Annotated in this window: 18 protein-coding genes; 13 read left to right on the top strand and 5 right to left on the bottom strand. The window is 47.7% G+C overall.

Annotated features, from left to right (window positions below):
* Positions 1-25: 25 nt before the first annotated feature.
* On the bottom strand, positions 26-1,684 hold the full coding sequence (gene ettA / locus F0U83_RS01860) for an energy-dependent translational throttle protein EttA (RefSeq protein WP_138986252.1): 1,659 nt from the start codon (positions 1,682-1,684) through the stop codon (positions 26-28).
* A 76-nt stretch (positions 1,685-1,760) separates the two neighbouring features.
* Positions 1,761-2,129: a glutathione S-transferase N-terminal domain-containing protein gene (locus F0U83_RS01865; RefSeq protein WP_138986253.1), complete on the bottom strand. Its 369-nt coding sequence runs from the start codon at positions 2,127-2,129 to the stop codon at positions 1,761-1,763.
* A gap of 208 nt (positions 2,130-2,337) precedes the next feature.
* Here F0U83_RS01865 and glyA point away from each other — a divergent pair, with 208 nt between their 5' ends.
* The 13 genes from glyA (at position 2,338) to ribA (ending at position 12,664) form a co-directional block, all read left to right on the top strand.
* Positions 2,338-3,594 carry a serine hydroxymethyltransferase gene (gene glyA / locus F0U83_RS01870; RefSeq protein ID WP_138986254.1) on the top strand — a complete coding sequence of 419 codons (1,257 nt, stop codon included), beginning with the start codon at positions 2,338-2,340 and terminating at the stop codon, positions 3,592-3,594.
* Positions 3,595-3,715: 121 nt separating this feature from the next.
* Positions 3,716-4,186: a transcriptional regulator NrdR gene (gene nrdR / locus F0U83_RS01875; protein ID WP_138986255.1), complete on the top strand. Its 471-nt coding sequence runs from the start codon at positions 3,716-3,718 to the stop codon at positions 4,184-4,186.
* On the top strand, positions 4,186-5,292 hold the full coding sequence (gene ribD, locus F0U83_RS01880) for a bifunctional diaminohydroxyphosphoribosylaminopyrimidine deaminase/5-amino-6-(5-phosphoribosylamino)uracil reductase RibD (RefSeq protein WP_138986256.1): 1,107 nt from the start codon (positions 4,186-4,188) through the stop codon (positions 5,290-5,292). The genes nrdR and ribD overlap by 1 nt, the downstream gene beginning before the upstream one ends.
* Entirely contained in the window at positions 5,292-5,960 is a 669-nt protein-coding gene (locus F0U83_RS01885; protein WP_138986257.1) for a riboflavin synthase, read from the top strand. Before ribD ends, F0U83_RS01885 begins: the two co-directional genes overlap by 1 nt.
* A 25-nt stretch (positions 5,961-5,985) precedes the next feature.
* Positions 5,986-7,104 carry a bifunctional 3,4-dihydroxy-2-butanone-4-phosphate synthase/GTP cyclohydrolase II gene (ribBA, locus tag F0U83_RS01890; protein WP_138986680.1) on the top strand — a complete coding sequence of 373 codons (1,119 nt, stop codon included), beginning with the start codon at positions 5,986-5,988 and terminating at the stop codon, positions 7,102-7,104.
* Positions 7,105-7,120: 16 nt separating this feature from the next.
* The gene (ribH, locus tag F0U83_RS01895; RefSeq protein ID WP_138986258.1) at positions 7,121-7,594 is read left to right on the top strand and encodes a 6,7-dimethyl-8-ribityllumazine synthase; all 474 of its coding nucleotides are present in this window, start codon (positions 7,121-7,123) and stop codon (positions 7,592-7,594) included.
* Positions 7,595-7,599: 5 nt separating this feature from the next.
* Positions 7,600-8,082, top strand: coding sequence for a transcription antitermination factor NusB (gene nusB / locus F0U83_RS01900; protein ID WP_138986259.1), 483 nt, complete (start codon positions 7,600-7,602; stop codon positions 8,080-8,082).
* A 5-nt stretch (positions 8,083-8,087) separates the two neighbouring features.
* Positions 8,088-9,050: a thiamine-phosphate kinase gene (gene thiL / locus F0U83_RS01905; protein WP_138986260.1), complete on the top strand. Its 963-nt coding sequence runs from the start codon at positions 8,088-8,090 to the stop codon at positions 9,048-9,050.
* Between the two features lie 15 nt (positions 9,051-9,065).
* Positions 9,066-9,542: a phosphatidylglycerophosphatase A family protein gene (locus F0U83_RS01910; protein WP_138986261.1), complete on the top strand. Its 477-nt coding sequence runs from the start codon at positions 9,066-9,068 to the stop codon at positions 9,540-9,542.
* Between the two features lie 96 nt (positions 9,543-9,638).
* Complete coding sequence (locus F0U83_RS01915; RefSeq protein WP_138986262.1) at positions 9,639-9,947, top strand: PepSY domain-containing protein; 309 nt, start codon at positions 9,639-9,641, stop codon at positions 9,945-9,947.
* A 6-nt stretch (positions 9,948-9,953) separates the two neighbouring features.
* Positions 9,954-10,619 (top strand): response regulator transcription factor, encoded by a 666-nt coding sequence (locus F0U83_RS01920; protein ID WP_138986263.1) that lies wholly within the window; start codon positions 9,954-9,956, stop codon positions 10,617-10,619.
* On the top strand, positions 10,616-11,971 hold the full coding sequence (locus tag F0U83_RS01925) for a sensor histidine kinase (protein WP_246077602.1): 1,356 nt from the start codon (positions 10,616-10,618) through the stop codon (positions 11,969-11,971). Before F0U83_RS01920 ends, F0U83_RS01925 begins: the two co-directional genes overlap by 4 nt.
* An 81-nt stretch (positions 11,972-12,052) precedes the next feature.
* Positions 12,053-12,664 carry a GTP cyclohydrolase II gene (gene ribA / locus F0U83_RS01930; protein ID WP_138986264.1) on the top strand — a complete coding sequence of 204 codons (612 nt, stop codon included), beginning with the start codon at positions 12,053-12,055 and terminating at the stop codon, positions 12,662-12,664.
* 75 nt (positions 12,665-12,739) lie between these two features.
* Here ribA and F0U83_RS01935 read toward each other — a convergent pair whose 3' ends face one another.
* The 3 genes from F0U83_RS01935 to F0U83_RS01945 form a co-directional block, all read right to left on the bottom strand.
* Entirely contained in the window at positions 12,740-14,182 is a 1,443-nt protein-coding gene (locus F0U83_RS01935; RefSeq protein WP_138986265.1) for a hypothetical protein, read from the bottom strand.
* 127 nt (positions 14,183-14,309) lie between these two features.
* Positions 14,310-16,058 carry a 1-deoxy-D-xylulose-5-phosphate synthase gene (locus tag F0U83_RS01940; protein WP_138986266.1) on the bottom strand — a complete coding sequence of 583 codons (1,749 nt, stop codon included), beginning with the start codon at positions 16,056-16,058 and terminating at the stop codon, positions 14,310-14,312.
* Entirely contained in the window at positions 16,059-16,937 is an 879-nt protein-coding gene (locus F0U83_RS01945) for a polyprenyl synthetase family protein (RefSeq protein WP_138986267.1), read from the bottom strand.
* Positions 16,938-16,939: the final 2 nt, after the last annotated feature.

Genomic DNA, 16,939 nt, shown 5'->3' on the forward strand with positions numbered 1-16,939 from the left:
GTAAACCGAGGGTAGCCAGTGGGCATTAGCCGATACGCTTGTACTTAATGCGTTCAGGCTGGTGGTCTTTACCAAAGCGACGCTTAAAGTCTTCGGCGTACTCTGTGTAGTTACCATCGAAGAAAGTAACCTGTGAATCACCTTCGTAGGCCAGCATGTGCGTGCAGACACGGTCGAGGAACCAGCGATCATGGGATATCACTATTGCGCAACCGGGGAATGCCAGTAATGCTTCTTCCAGTGCGCGCAGTGTTTCAACATCAAGGTCGTTGGTTGGCTCATCCAGTAAGAGTACGTTGCCGCCTTCTTTAAGCAACTTTGCCAAATGAAGTCGGTTGCGCTCACCACCAGACAGGTCGCCAACACGTTTTTGCTGATCAGATCCTTTGAAATTAAAACGTCCGCAATATGCCCGAGATGAGGTTTGGTAGTTGCCAATGGTGATGATGTCCTGTCCGTCAGACAGCTCTTCCCAGACGGTTTTATCACCATTGAGTTGACGCATTTGATCAACATAGGCCAGCTTAACTGTGCTACCAATAACGACTTCGCCTGAGTCGGGTTTCTCTTCACCGGCAATCATCTTGAAAAGCGTGGATTTACCCGCACCGTTACCACCGATAACGCCAACGATGGCACCCTGTGGAATATTGAGAGTAAGGTTTTCAAACAAAAGCTTATCACCGTAAGACTTGGTAACATTGTTCAGTTCAATAACCTTATCGCCCAAACGAGGTCCGGGAGGAATGTAGATCTCTTGAGTCTCGTTGCGTGCTTGGAACTCGCGTGAGTTCATCTCTTCAAATTGCTTCAGACGAGCTTTAGATTTGGCTTGGCGCCCTTTTTGCCCTTGGCGCACCCACTCAAGTTCAGATTTAACGGCTTTCTGGTGGGCTGCTTCTTGCTTGGATTCTTGCTCCAATCGCTTCTCTTTTTGTTCTAGCCAAGAAGAGTAGTTGCCTTCATAAGGAATACCGTGACCACGGTCAAGTTCCAGAATCCAACCTGCCGCATTGTCTAGGAAATAGCGGTCATGGGTAATGGCGACAACGGTGCCAGGATACTCTTGCAGGAAGCGCTCAATCCATGCAATCGACTCTGCGTCCAAATGGTTGGTGGGCTCATCCAATAGCAGCATATCGGGTTTGTCGAGTAGTAGTCGGCATAGCGCAACACGACGGCGTTCACCACCTGAAAGATGCTCCACTTTTGCGTCCCAAGGGGGGAGGCGCATAGCATCCGCTGCACGTTCTAGTGCCGTGTCCAGATTGTGTCCATCTTTAGCTTCAATCAGATTTTCCAGCTCAGCCTGCTTTTTTGCTAACTCGTCGAAATCCGCATCAGGCTCTGCATAGGCTGCATAAACCTGATCCAAAGCGGAAAGGGCTTCTTTTACGTCAGCAACTGCTTCTTCAACAATTTCCCGAACAGTTTTACTATCATCAAGTTGGGGTTCTTGGGGGAGATAGCCCACGTTGATATTAGGCATTGGGCGCGCTTCACCAACAAACTCAGTGTCGACACCGGCCATAATTTTCAGCAGGGTTGATTTACCAGAACCATTGAGTCCGAGTACGCCGATTTTGGCGCCGGGAAAGAAGGATAAAGATATATCTTTTAGAATCTGACGCTTAGGCGGGACGATTTTGCCTAAGCGATTCATTGTGAATACGTACTGTGCCATAAGTCCTCAGTGTGGAAATGATGAAGGGTTAACGTAATTTTACCAACCAGAATAAGGAAAGCGAATAACTAACGATTTATTCCGATACAAAACGCTGCTCTAAGTAACGAATAATATCGTTAGATTCGTACATCCAACTGACGCTGCCATCATCATTCGTAATGCGAAGACAAGGCACTTTTACACGTCCGCCATTCTCAAGTAGCTCTTGGCGGAACGTGTCATTGTTTTTGGCATCTCTAAGCTCAATGTCCAGAGAAAAACGCTTCATAGCACGTCGAACCTTGACGCAAAACGGACAGGCATGGAATTGGTAAAGGGCGAGCAAGCGCGTTTGTTTGTCGACCTGCGCTTGCGCTTCTGGTGAGCGTTTAATGCCTTTAGGGGGCGTTAAAAAGTTAAGTGTTAAAATAATTTTGCCTAGAAACCAGCGAATAAATGCCATGGATTAATCTCGATAGCTAGTGATGTTTTGGTGGCGCAGTTTAACATGACTCCGGCGTTATTCGGTATTCGTCCGTAAATGAATCTAATTCCTGTCAAACTGACCGACTTTCATGTGCGTTTTATACATAGATCAGAGTATAATGCTGTCCTTTTTTAAAGGTGCCGGTATCGATCCGGACACGACCTGTCACTCTAGGGGATAGCTAATGTTTAGCAAAGATATGTCAATTGCCGACTTTGATGCTGATCTGTGGTCAGCCATGCAGTCTGAAACCACGCGTCAGGAAGAACACATCGAACTGATCGCTTCTGAAAACTACACCAGCCCACGTGTAATGGAAGCTCAGGGTTCTGCACTGACAAACAAATACGCTGAAGGTTATCCTAACAAGCGCTACTACGGTGGTTGCGAGTATGTTGATGTTGTGGAACAACTGGCGATTGATCGCGCTTGTGAACTATTTGGTGCAACTTACGCCAATGTTCAGCCGCACTCAGGTTCTCAGGCTAACGCAGCTGTTTATATGGCGCTTTGTAAGCCAGGCGATACGATTTTAGGTATGAGTCTGGCACACGGTGGTCATTTGACTCACGGCGCAGCGGTTTCCTTTTCTGGTCGAATTTACAATGCTGTGCAGTATGGCTTGAACCCAGAAACGGGCGAAATTGATTACGCGGAAGTTGAACGTCTGGCGATTGAGCACAAGCCAAAAATGATTGTTGCGGGATTCTCTGCTTATTCTCGAATTGTTGACTGGCAGCGTTTTCGTGATATCGCCGATCAAGTGGGGGCCTACCTGTTTGTCGATATGGCGCACATTGCAGGTTTGGTGGCTGCGGGTGTGTATCCGTCTCCAGTTGCGATTGCAGATGTTGTAACAACGACAACCCACAAAACATTAGGCGGCCCACGCGGTGGTTTGATCCTGTCTGCTCGTGCTGATGAAGATCTGCAGAAAAAGCTAAACTTTGCTGTTTTCCCAGAATCCCAAGGCGGCCCGTTGATGCATGTAATTGCTGCAAAAGCGGTGTGTTTCAAAGAAGCGATGGAGCCTGAGTGGAAAGATTACCAAGCACAAGTGGTAAAAAATGCACAGGCGATGGCTGAGACATTCAAGTCACGTGGTATCAATATCGTATCTGATGGTACGGATGATCACCTGTTCCTGATGGATCTGATCGATAAAGAGTACAGCGGTAAAGATGCGGATGCAGCGTTAGGTCGAGCAAACATTACGGTTAACAAAAACTCCGTGCCTAACGATCCACGTTCTCCTTTTGTGACCTCTGGTCTTCGTATCGGTACACCTGCAGTAACACGTCGTGGCTTTAAAGAAGCGGAAGTAACGCAGTTGGCTAACTGGATTTGTGATGTACTTGATGACATCAATAACGAAGCAACTATCGAAAAAGTAAAATCGCAGGTTCTTGATATCTGTGCACGTTTCCCGGTTTATAAATAAGCCGTAAATCGGGTAGAATAGCAGGGCGACCATAGGGTCGCCCTTTTTTATATAACGCTCTTTATTTCGAGACTGCTTTTTATAGTCAGATCTCCCGCTCTTTTGATGACAGGAATACGCTATGCATTGTCCCTTTTGTGGCGCCAATGAAACAAAAGTCGTTGACTCCCGGTTAGTGGCGGAAGGCCAGCAGGTGCGTCGTCGTCGCGAGTGTATTAGTTGTCATGAGCGTTACACCACGTTTGAAATCGCCGAACTCTTAATGCCACGGCTAATTAAAGCCGACGGTTCGCGACAGCCCTTCGATGAAGAAAAACTGCGAGCAGGTATCCAGCGAGCGCTGGAGAAACGTCCTGTTAGCGTAGAAGTGATAGAAGCCTGTATCAATCGGATTAAACACCGTCTGCGTGCTACCGGTGAGCGTGAGTTACCTTCGCGTCAGGTGGGCGAAGAAGTGATGGCTGAGCTTCGACAGCTCGATCAGGTTGCCTATGTCCGTTTTGCTTCTGTCTATCGCAGTTTCCAAGATATCAGCGAGTTTAAAGCTGAGATTGACCGCCTTTCTGAAGAGAAAGAGGGGCATGCGTCGTAATGTCCATCTGGAGCAAAGAAGATTCAACCTTTATGGCACAAGCCATTCGTCTGGCGGAAAAAGGACTATATACCACTGATCCGAATCCGCGTGTCGGGTGTGTGCTGGTAAAGGATGGCTTTGTGGTCGGAAAGGGTTTCCACGTTCGTGCCGGAGAACCTCATGCTGAAGTTTATGCACTCAATGAGGCTGGAGAAAAAGCCAAAGGTGCCACAGCATATGTGACACTCGAACCCTGTAGTCATTTGGGTCGAACCCCACCCTGTGCTGAGGGGTTAATTAACGCCGGTGTCACACGGGTGGTTGCAGCGATGCAAGACCCTAACCCGTTGGTGGCGGGGCGAGGTTTACAGATGCTGGCAGATGCCGGTGTCGAGGTTGAATCGGGTTTGTTAGAGGCTCAGGCTCGTGCGCTAAATCCGGGCTTTATAAAGCGTATGGAGTGTGGGCGACCCTTTGTGCGGCTAAAAATGGCGATGAGCTTGGATGGTCGCACGGCGATGCAAAGCGGTGAGTCTCAATGGATTACCGGTGCGTCTGCCAGACAAGATGTTCAACGGTTGCGTGGTAGAAGCTCTGCAATTATCACAGGCATCGGTTCGGTACAGTTGGATGATCCTGCGTTGACGGTACGGACGTTGATTGATGAGCAGACTGAGGCCTCCCACTATCGACAGCCAATACGTTGTGTGTTGGATGCTACAGGGAAGATGTCGGCTACGGCTAACATACTAAAACAACCGGGTAGAACCTTGTGGTTTACGCAAGGGGAACGATCGATGCCGGGCGCGGAGGTGATAAGTGCTGAGGTGCTCGATGGTAAAATTGATCTGAGCTGGTTGCTTACTTTTTTAGCTGAAACTGAACAATGTAATGAGGTCTTAGTAGAAACTGGGGCGCAGTTAGCGGGCTCTTTTATAGAGCAAAATTTAGTGGATGAGTTGATCATTTATATGGCGCCGACCTTGTTAGGCTCAAGCGCCCGGCCACTGCTCAATTTGCCACTGCACAATATGCAACAACAAAAGCGGTTGCATCTATTAGATGTCAGGCAATTAGGTGAAGATTGCCGCTTTACTTATCGATTTAGCACAGAGGCTGCTTGATGTTTACGGGAATTATTGAAGCGGTAGGTACCGTAGGCGCTATTTTGCAAACTCAGGGTGATATGAAGCTTTATATTCGCACGGGCGCTTTGGATCTTTCTGATGTGAAGTTGGGCGATAGCATAGCGACTAATGGGGTTTGTTTGACAGCAGTTGAGCTACCGGGTGATGGCTTCTGGGCAGATGTGTCTCGTGAGTCGTTGGCTCACACACGCTTTAATACCTTAAATGTCGGCGATAAGGTTAACCTTGAAAAAGCCTTGATGCCAACCAGCCGTTTAGGTGGGCATATTGTGACGGGGCATGTTGACGGTATCGGTCAGGTTGTTGAACGCCAAGCCGATGCTAGATCTATCCGTTTTGTTGTTGAAGCACCTCCTGAGCTATCTCGTTACATAGCGGCAAAAGGGTCAATTACGGTAGATGGTGTGAGCTTAACGGTGAACAGTGTTGAGGGGCGAACTTTTACGCTCAATGTTGTGCCGCACACGGCTCAGGAAACTTTAATTGATCACTATGAGCCCGGTACAGAAGTGCATCTGGAAGTCGATCTCATTGCTCGATATCTGGAACGTTTGCTGACGGCTCCAGTAAAAGAAGAAAGTGAAAGCAACGAATCAGGTTTAACGCTGGCCAAGTTGGCTGAGCATGGTTTTATGAAGCGCTAAGGCGCATAGAACAGGAAGATTAATGATGGAGCTGAACAGCCCTCAAGAACTGATTGATGATATTCGTCAGGGTAAAATGGTCATCCTGATGGATGATGAAGATCGTGAAAATGAAGGTGATATTGTCATTGCTGCCGATCAGGTGCGTGCGGAAGATATCAACTTCATGGCAACTCATGGGCGCGGGCTGATCTGCCTGACACTTACCCGAGATCGCTGTGAGCAGCTCAAGCTACCGCTTATGGTTCAAAGTAATGGCGCTCAATTCTCGACTAACTTTACACTGTCGATCGAAGCGGCTACCGGCGTTACCACAGGTATTTCTGCGGCTGATCGTGCTCATACGGTACGCGCGGCGGTAAAAGGTGATGCTAAACCAGAAGATATTGTCCAGCCAGGGCATATTTTCCCGCTGATGGCCCAGCCTGGCGGCGTGTTGAGCCGTGCAGGCCACACTGAAGCTGGGTGTGACTTAGCCCGCTTGGCTGGTCTAGCGCCTGCATCAGTAATTGTCGAAATTATGAATGATGACGGCACGATGGCACGTCGCCCAGATCTGGAAAAGTTCGCGCAAAAGCACGGACTTAAAATTGGCACCATTGCTGATTTGATCCACTATCGCACGACCACTGAGCGAACCGTGGAGAAAGAGGATGAAGGTGTTATCTCCACTGAGTATGGTGACTTTAATTATGTTACCTATCAGGACACAATCCAGAACGTAACCCATATGGCCTTGATAAAAGGCGATATCACACCTGAAGAGCCATCAATGGTACGTGTGCATATTCGTGGTGATGTCTTGCGTGATCTGGTGGGTGTCAGCAAAGAGGGTGAGTCCAAGTGGACGATGCATCGTGCTCTGGAGCGTGTAGCTAAAGAGGGCAAAGGTGTTGTTTTACTATTGGATAATGGCCAACGAGAAGACTTAGGTGCAGCGTTGTCGCGTGTACTGGGTCGTCAGCCTAAAACCCGACCAGCCAATGTGAGTGCGTCAGGTGCTTATCTGACCGTGGGTACGGGGTCGCAAATACTCCGTGATATAGGCGTTGGGAAAATGCGCTTACTAAGCTCCCCTATTAAATTTAATGCGATTTCTGGTTTTGATCTGGAAATCGTGGAATACATCCCCTGCGATGAGTAACAAACAGGAAAGCAAAATGTCAGTACAAATTATTGAAGGTGATTTCATCTCTGCTGATGGGCGATATACCATCGTAGTGGGTCGTTTTAACGCGTTTGTCGTTGAAAGTTTATTAGAAGGTGCCTTGGATGCCCTTAAGCGCCATGGTGTTAAAGAAGAAAACATTCGTGTGGTTCGTGTACCCGGTGCGTTTGAGATTCCATTAGCGGTTCAAAAAGTAGCGGCACAGAAAAAAGATGATGCGATTATTGCCTTGGGCGCGGTTATTCGCGGTGGAACACCTCATTTTGAATATGTTTCAGCCGAAAGTTCCAAAGGCGTAGCGCAAGTTTCTATGGAATATAGCATCCCGGTCGCAAATGGTATTTTGACCGTTAACAGCATTGAGCAGGCGATCGAGCGTTCCGGTACAAAAGCAGGTAACAAAGGTGCTGAAGCGGCATTGTCTGCACTGGAAATGGTAAGTCTGTTACGTAATCTTGAGGCATAAAGAACATGACAGACGAAAGCTCACCGGCTCCTCGTAAAGCAAAAAAGCCATCCTTAACGGCACAACGTCGTTCAGCGCGCAGTTTCGCATTACAAGCGCTGTATCAGTGGCAAATGGCAGGACAACCGATCAACGAGATTGAAGCGCAGTTTCGTGTGGATAACGATATGTCCGGTACGGATGTAAAGCTGTTCAGCGAAATCCTAAAAGGTGTTGCGACCAGTAAAGGCGATTTAGATGAAGCTTATCGGCCTTTCCTAGATCGAGCGCTGGAAGATCTTGATCCGGTTGAATTGGCTGTCTTAAGAATTGGCAGCTACGAGCTGATCAACCGCATTGAAGTGCCTTACCGAGTGGCGATCAATGAAAGTGTTGATCTTGCAAAGATCTTTGGTGCGACAGATAGCCACCGCTATGTTAATGGCATCTTAGATAAGCTTGCACAGCGCGTACGTATGACCGAAATTCGGGCAGCTCGCGGCAAATAGTTGGTATGGATGAGTTCTCGCTGATACAGCGTTATTTTACACCCCTAGGTCTCACTAAAGATCGAGGGGTTGTAGAGGGTATCGGCGATGACTGTGCTGTGCTGGATCTCCCCCAAGGCCACCAGTTGGTCGTCTCTATTGATACCTTGGTGCAAGGAACGCATTTCTTATCGGATGCCCCGGCTTACGACTTAGCTTGGCGTTTATTGGGCGCTTCTGTGAGTGATTTGGCAGCGATGGGAGCAGAGCCTCGATGGCTAACCCTCGCGCTTACCTTGCCCTCTGTTGATGAAGTATGGCTCAGCCATTTTTCAGAGGGGCTGCGTGCTGCATCATTAGCGTATAATGTCTCCTTGATTGGTGGCGATACCACGCGGGGGCCATTAACGCTTACCGCTCAAGTTCATGGGCTGGTAGAGGCGGGGCGTGGATTATTGCGCAAAGGTGCTAAAGCGGGTGATATTATCTGTGTAACCGGCACATTAGGTGATAGCCGGGGTGGTCTAGAAACGTTACTCAAAAGCGCCTCGGATAATGAAGATGTATCCTATCTTCGTCAGCGTTTTTATCGTCCTACGCCCAGAGTTTCAACAGGGCGTTTAATCCGTGGATTCGCTTCAGCCTGCATCGATTTATCAGATGGACTCTTAGGTGATATCCGCCATATTGCCGCCGCCTCTGGTGTTGGTGTGCAGATAGACTCTGCACGATTGCCTATATCGACGCCACTTAAGCGTTATGTGGGCGAGGAGCAAGCTCGCCAATGGGCTTTGTCCGGTGGTGAAGATTTTGAGCTTTGCTTTACGCTTGATCAAACCCATTGGGAGGCGCTTCAACAGCAACGGCCAGATTGGCCTGTTGAGATAACGGCGATTGGGCAAATAACATCCTCCAACGAGGTGCAGGTGCGTTTCGATGACACTTGGCAAGCATCGAATGTTCAAGGATTTAATCATTTTACTGAGTGAGCGACTAACCTACTTATGACTCGATTAGCGCGTCCCAGCCTGAAAAACCCTATCCACCTGTTAGCTTTTGGCCTAGGGAGCGGCATAGCGCCTAAAGCCCCAGGCACCTTTGGCACCTTGGCGGCCGTACCGATTTTTTTACTCATATCCTCTCTATCCCTATCGGAATACCTGTTTGTCGTTGTCTTTACATCCGTTATCGGGGTTTATCTTTGCGGACAGACAGCTAAAGACCTTGATGTGCATGATCACCCAGGCATTGTTTGGGATGAATTTGTCGGTTTTTGGATAGCAATGATCGCAATACCTGTGTCTCTTTGGACTTTGTTGGCAGGTTTTGCGTTATTTCGGCTGTTTGACATCTGGAAACCTTGGCCTATTAAATGGGTTGATCGTCAGGTTGCAGGCGGGTTAGGGATTATGCTGGATGATATATTGGCAGGATTGATGGCGTTGGGTTCGCTTCATTTACTGATTGCTTTGTTAGCGTAGATTGCATTGTCTGACAGTATTTCAGCTTGATTTCAGTTTCAGAGAGTATTCTGCAACACTCATTAAACCAATATCCAAATGACAGAAGGGGGAAAAATGAATATAAAAAAGATGCCCTTGCTTTGTTGTAGTTTGCTGCTGACTTCCAGCGTGTCCATGGCTACAGAGATGGAAGGCGAGCGTTTAGATTATGAAGCTTGCCGGGTGTTAGTGCAAAAAGGCGAAATCCTTTCTATGGCACACCTCATGGCTAGATCCACAAAAGAGTCCAGTGAGCAGATTCTGGATGCCTATCTGATCAGAACCAATCACCGTTACATCTATGAGATAGAGTCTCTGGGGATCGATGGTGTCGTGCGAATGTTTTATCTTGATGCTACCACTGGCGATTTAGTATCTGAGTAAGTGTATATGAGAATATTACTTGTAGAAGACGACCCCGTTCTAGGGCCTGACTTAAGTAAAGCGCTATCACAGGAAGGTTATGCTGTGGACTTGGCCGATAATGGTATAGATGCAGAAGCCTTGGGAGATGAAGATATTTATGATCTGGTGGTCCTTGATTTAGGGTTACCGCTTCGTCCGGGGTTGGATGTATTACGAAACTGGCGAGGACGCCATAACAATATTCCAACGCTAATTCTGACCGCCCGATCAGCGTGGCAGGAGAAAATAGACGGCTTTGATGCCGGTGCTGATGACTATCTAGCGAAACCGTTCCATACCGAAGAGTTGTTGGCTCGGATGACGGCTCTCCTACGCCGCGCAAAACAAGTGCCTAATACCGTGTTGGAAACATCCGGTTTGGTATTGGACGAAAAAACCCAATCCGTCATCGTGGAAGGTGATAGTCGCTATGAGCTGACGGGCATGGAGTACAAGTTATTACGCTATCTAATGCACAACCCTGGACGCCTGCTTTCTAAGCTACAGATTGTTGAGCATATCTACGATGACTCCACAGAAAATGACAGTAATGTGGTCGAGGCTTATATCAAAATGCTTCGGAAAAAGATCGGGAAAGAGCGGATTCAGACGAAACGAGGACAGGGGTACCTGTTCGTGAATACACTATGATGAGATCGATACAAAGCCGCCTGAATGCAGCGTTTATTGGATTGATCCTGGTTCTCTTGAGTGTCATTTGGGTTATTCAAAGCCAGACACTTCGTGATATCACCTATGAATTTGTTGGCTCTCGCATGAAGAGCGATAGCTTAACCGTGCTTAAGGCCCTCGAAAAAAAGGATGAAGAGTGGGTCGTTAATCAAAGCTATATCTCCGCTATATTTTCCAACCCCATGTCGGGTCATTACTACCAATACTTAATCGATGATGGACAGTGGCGATTCTCGCGATCCCTCTGGGATGAAGAAATCCCTACATATGATGGCCTTGCGATAGGTGAGTCGAGTATTGAGCTACAAATAAAAAATGATCAACCTTGGTTGGTTTATGACCATATTTTCGAGAAGTCAGGGCATAAAATTCGTATTGTTCTTGCCGAAGATGTTAGTCATATTGAGGAAGAGCTGGATCGTTTGAGCTGGTGGTTAGCCGGCGTTGGTGCGAAATTTATTGTAGCTTTGCTCATAGCGCAAATTATCATCATTCGGATTGGCTTAAAGAGTCTGACCCGTGTGCGTAAAAACATTGTAAAGCTCAAAGAGGGGGATATCTGTAGCTTACCTGTTGAAAAAACGCAGGAAGTGGCCCCGTTAGTAGATGAAATTAACTATCTTATAGAAAGTATGACGCTTCGCTTAGAGCGCTCTCGTCATGCTGTGGGTAACTTGGCACATGCCGCTAAAACCCCCTTAACTGTGATTGATAGACATATTGAAACACTAAAGCTAACTAACCCAGAGTGTGCTCAGGCTCTGTCCCAGCAATCGCTGGTGCTCAGGGAGTTACTGCAAAGGGAGCTAACACGAGCGCGTATTGCCGGTGCTGCTTTACCTGGGCAAAAAGTGATCATTGAGGATGAGTTGGCTAAGCTTGTGAAAACGATGAATATGATCCATCAAGATAAAGCGCTTGCCTTTGAGGTTTCTATCAAAAGTACCACTTTCTTTCCGGGTGAACGGGATGATTTGATTGAATTACTCGGTAACTTAATTGATAACGCCAGTAAGTGGGCCGCTAGCAAAGTACGTATACGGGGTATGATGGATGAACACTGTCTTGAGATGTGTATTGAAGATGATGGCCCGGGGATTCCAGCCAACAAAGCTAAGGAAATTATGTCCCGAGGTGTGAGGTTAGATGAAAGCACCACAGGCCATGGTCTAGGGTTGAGCATAGTGACGGAGATTGTTCGTCAGTATAAGGGTCAGATAGAACTCATTCCATCCGAACTAGGCGGACTTCATGTGCATCTGTTATTGCCTCGGCAAAAGGATTCTGTTTTAGCGCCTGTTAGCGCCTGAGGATTTTTGTCAGGGATAATGATTACCCAAACGAGGTGAGCACTGATAAAATACCCCGCCTATTTATAAGAGGATGGTTGAGTGACGATCGAATACGTAGCTGACTCCAAATTGCCGATGCCATGGGGTACCTTCACGATGGTTGGATTTGAAGATACCGAAACAGGTAAAGAGCACATAGCCATGGTTTATGGGGATGTCAGTGGTGATGCTCCGGTTTTAGCCCGTATACACTCGGAATGCCTGACAGGGGATGCGTTGTTTAGTTTGAGATGCGATTGCGGCTTCCAGCTTCAAGAAGCCTTAAAGCGTATCGCTGAAAATGGTCGGGGAGTACTGCTGTATTTACGTCAGGAAGGGCGTGGCATTGGCCTCTTGAACAAAATAAAAGCGTATCACCTGCAAGATCAGGGCGCAGATACCGTGGAAGCGAATGAGCAGTTAGGTTTTGAAGCGGATATGCGCGATTACAGCATGTGTGAACCGATGCTTGAGCATTTGAAAATCAAAGCTGTCAATTTAATGACCAATAACCCTCGTAAAGTAGCTGCATTAGAAAAGTACGGCGTAAATGTTGCCCAGCGAGTCCCTCTACAAGTCGGTAAGAACCGCCACAATGAAGAGTACCTAGCAACAAAAATGGGTAAGCTCGGCCATATGATGACAGAGCATCATTTCATGGATGATAAGTAAACGAACGCTTTTAACCTCTAAAATAAAAAGGCAGCTGAAATAGCTGCCTTTTTTATATCTAGCGGTTAGTGCTGTTTAGTCAGCACGGAAAACATGGCTAGAGTGGTAGTAAACATAGTTTTTCTCACCCTCAGAAGACCAAGCTACTAGGTTTAGCAGGTAGTAGTTATCTTTCAGGAGTGTCACGTTTTCAGGGAGCTGGAAGCTGGTAGAAGAACCAGGTACCGTTTGCTGCCATAAGAAAACATCATCAGTCAGGCGTGGTTGGTAACCCGTAATTTCAGCATTAAGTGCGGCTTCCGCGGCTTTTACTGACGCTTCTGCTGCCTCAAGTGCTGCTTCACGAGAAGCTAAAACCGCATTAGCTGAGTTCAGTGAGCTCTGAGCGGAGGATAGCTGCCCCTGCGCTTGGCTAAGTGCTGTTTGATACTGAGTCGCAAAAATGTTTTCCAAATTATAGGCTTTAAGTGCTGCCTGCCATGCATCGTAGGCCGATTGGATTTCGGCAGCCGTATAAGCGGGGTCACCACTTATCGCATTATAAATAGTCTCTAAGCGCGTCGCTTCTGCTTGCAAAGCGTTGAGCCCGTCAACTTTGGCTTGTGCCGTTGCAACATTAGCCTGTGCGGCTGTTACTGCGGCTTGAGCGCTATCGGCATTGGTTTGTGCCGTATCAACGGCTGCTTGAGCGGCTGCGATGTTGTCCTCTTCAAGTGCTTGTACAGCTGCAAGGTTAGCTTGAGCCTGGTAGATAGGACGGAAAAGATTCAAGCTATCCAGTTTGGTTTTATCGATAATACCAATAGTGATGTGCTCAAAGTTCTCAGCTACATCGGAAAAATTATCATAATTCCAGATAATCTTGTTGGGTGTAGAGGCGTCAAAGCTGATGGTGCCGTCTTTCAGTGTGTCGGTGAACTGGGTTGTGTTCAGAGGGTAGAGCTCGACCTTACCGCGAACCGCCAACGTGTAGTCAATACAATCGGTCTTAGAGATATTATCAGAGCCGGAGAAGTTATAAGGCCCTTTATAGTTTGAGGTATCAAACAGGATCGATGATAAACGGTACTGCTGAGACGTGCCGTCAATGATAGCGGGGGATTGATATGTGTCTAAGCTGTCATCGGTGTCTCTAAAACCTAAGAACTTAATAAGGTTATTGCCTTGGCAAGGTAAAAACTTGTAGGACGTCAGGCCTTCAAAGGGGTAGCCTTCTTCCATATTCTCGTCGAGATACAGGGTCTTCAGATAGATAGTACCAACGCTGTAGTCATCAGGGTTGTACTGTGGGCTTTCAATAAAGAAGCCAATAAATTCATTGGTACGGGTGAACTGGTCGATATCTTCTGATGTAACAATGCCGCTGTCTTCACCTGCATCGCCGCCATCACCGTCTCCTCCGGTACCGATTCCGCCGCCGCCAGGCGTTAAAAGTGTGTCATTGGCGCCGCCACCGCCACACCCTGTTAGCATAGTGCCAAGCATTAGGGTCGCAATAATATAGGATAAACGAGGCATCCGAGAACTCCTTGTTGAGTGGATAAGCATAGTCATGTGGCTATCGGCTGAGTATACAGCATCATTAGCAATCAATAGGCCTAATTAGACAGGGGCTGTTTGAGTACGTCAATGTTTTAGATAGGGTTTATAGCTGATTTATGATTTGTTGTGCTATTTGCTCTGATCTGGATGCATGCTCTACCCAAAGATCTGGAATGCCAATGATTTTTAAACGTCCAGCCCATGTTGTTTGTGCAGCCCATTCAGCGACTGTCGACCCTGCTCCGCCTTGAGCGGCATGATCTTCCAATGTAATGAATTGTTGGTGGGTTTCCATCAGTATGCTTAATAATGCCGTATCCAACGGTTTAACAAACCGCATATCAATGAGGGTGTAATCCCGCTCTTTAGCGAGGTCAGCCACATGGCTTAAGAGTGGTCCAAAGTTAAGAAGCGCTGTCCCTGAGTTACCACTTCTTATGAGCTTGGCTTTTCCGATGGGAATTTGCTCATCGGTTGTAATGGGATGTAGGCAGCTTCCTGAACCGCGAGGGTATCGTACTGCTGCTGTTCCTTTGTAATGGTAGCCAGTGTTCAGCATCAGCCACTGCTCTTGCTCATCGGAGGGCGTCATGATGATAAGATTGGGTAAACACCGCAGAGCGGCGATATCAAAACAGCCAGCATGTGTGGCACCATCTTCACCTACCAGACCTGCTCGGTCGATAGCAATCAGCAGGTCCAAATTTTGAATTGCCACATCATGAATAAGCTGGTCATAGGCTCTTTGTAAGAAAGTGGAGTAAATGGCAACGACTGGCCTCATCCCATTACAAGCTAACCCTGCCGCAAAAGTCATTGCATGTTGTTCAGCAATAGCAACATCAAAGAAGCGTTGCGGGTAGGTTTTTGCAAACGCCACCATATCAGACCCTTCCTTCATTGCTGGAGTAATGCCCACCAGATGCTGATCTTTCTGTGCCGTAGCTAATATCCAACGACCAAAGATGTTAGCGAAGGTAGGTTGTTTGGGCTTTGATACTTTGTTGATCGGCTCAAGTTTTGTGATGGCATGATAACCCACTGGATCGCTTTCTGCAGGCTGAAACCCCTTCCCTTTTTGGGTTGTGATATGCAAAAACTGCGGGCCGGATTTGCCTAAAGCTGTTTTTAGTACAGGGAGAAGGGCGTCAAGGTCATTTCCATCAACAGGACCTTGGTATTCGAATGCAAGGGCCTCGAAGAGTGCTGCGGTTGTTTCGCTGCGACGAGCTTTTAACTTAAGATTTTTTGCTAGGTAGGTGGCTAACCCTCCCTCATTCGGGGAGATAGACATATCATTATCGTTTAAGATAACCAGCAGGTTAGCTTGCGTATGAGCAGCATGGTTAAGTGCCTCAAATGCCATGCCCGCAGTCATTGCACCATCACCAATAACCGCAACGGAATGACGATGATTGCCTTGAAGCGTGTCTGCAACAGCCATCCCGAGTGCTGCACTTATTGAGGTACTGGAGTGTCCGGTTCCAAAGCAATCATAGGCGCTCTCATCCCGTTTCGGGAAAGGTGCCAGGCCGCCTTGTTGGCGCATACTTAGCATCTGCTCCCGTCGGCCTGTTAATATCTTATGGGGATAACACTGATGGCCGACATCCCAGATTAAATGATCACTCGGGGTGTTTAATAAATAATGTAAAGCAATTGTCAGTTCGATGACACCTAAGCCTGCACCAAAGTGTCCACCTGTTTGTCCGACACAATAGAGCAAAAAAGACCTTAATTCCGCCGCTACTCTTATTAACTGGGACTCATCGAGTTGGCGTAGGTCACTCGGTAGATGAATATTATCCAGAAGTGGAGTGTTGGGCTTCTGTGTTGGAATCTGCGTGATCATTCAGTGAGACCGGTGAGTGATGTAGTCGGCCAGCGCTTTCAGCGTATTTGCACTATCGCCAAAAGAGGCTAGTGTATCAAGCGCTGTTTGATGGAGATCGGCTAGCTTGGTTTTCGCGCTATCCATACCTAATAACGAGGGATAGGTTGGCTTATTCAGCTCAAGATCTGAGCCTTGTGGCTTGCCGAGCGTTTCGGTGTCGCCTTCGATATCGAGAATGTCATCTTTTACCTGAAACGCAAGCCCGATTGCTTGACCGTATCGCAGCAGCGACGACAATGTGTTTGTGTCTGTGCAGCCAGATGCGTAGTACCCCATTTCGATAGAAGCGTTAATTAACGCACCAGTTTTACATCGATGCATGGCCTCAAGCTGAGTCAGTGATAGCGATTGTCCCACATGACTGAGGTCAAAGGCTTGGCCTGCAACCATTCCGGTATCGCCGCTGGCTTTGGCGAGTGTGGATATCAAGCGAACAATACGCTCTGGCGGTAGATGGCTACCAGCCAGCAGCTCGAAAGCAAAGCACTGTAATGCGTCTCCGGCAAGAATGGCGGTCGCCTCGCCATATACAATGTGGCAGGTTGGTTTGCCGCGGCGCAGATCATCGTTATCCATGGCAGGTAAGTCATCATGAATCAGAGAATAACTATGCATCGCTTCGATGGCGCAGGCTGCTGCATCAGCTTGCTCAGGCCGCCCGCCTAATAGATCATTGATAAGGTATACCAATAGAGGGCGAACTCGCTTGCCGCCATTAAATAATCCATAGCGCATGGCATCCTGAAGACAAGGTTCTATACTGCTATGTGATAATGCATGATCAAGTTTGCTTTCGACTCTTGCTCGGTACTGCGTGATGGCTGCTTGCAATGACACGG

The organism is Neptunomonas concharum, assembly GCF_008630635.1.
In the GTDB taxonomy this organism is placed as follows: Bacteria; Pseudomonadota; Gammaproteobacteria; order Pseudomonadales; family Balneatricaceae; genus Neptunomonas; species Neptunomonas concharum.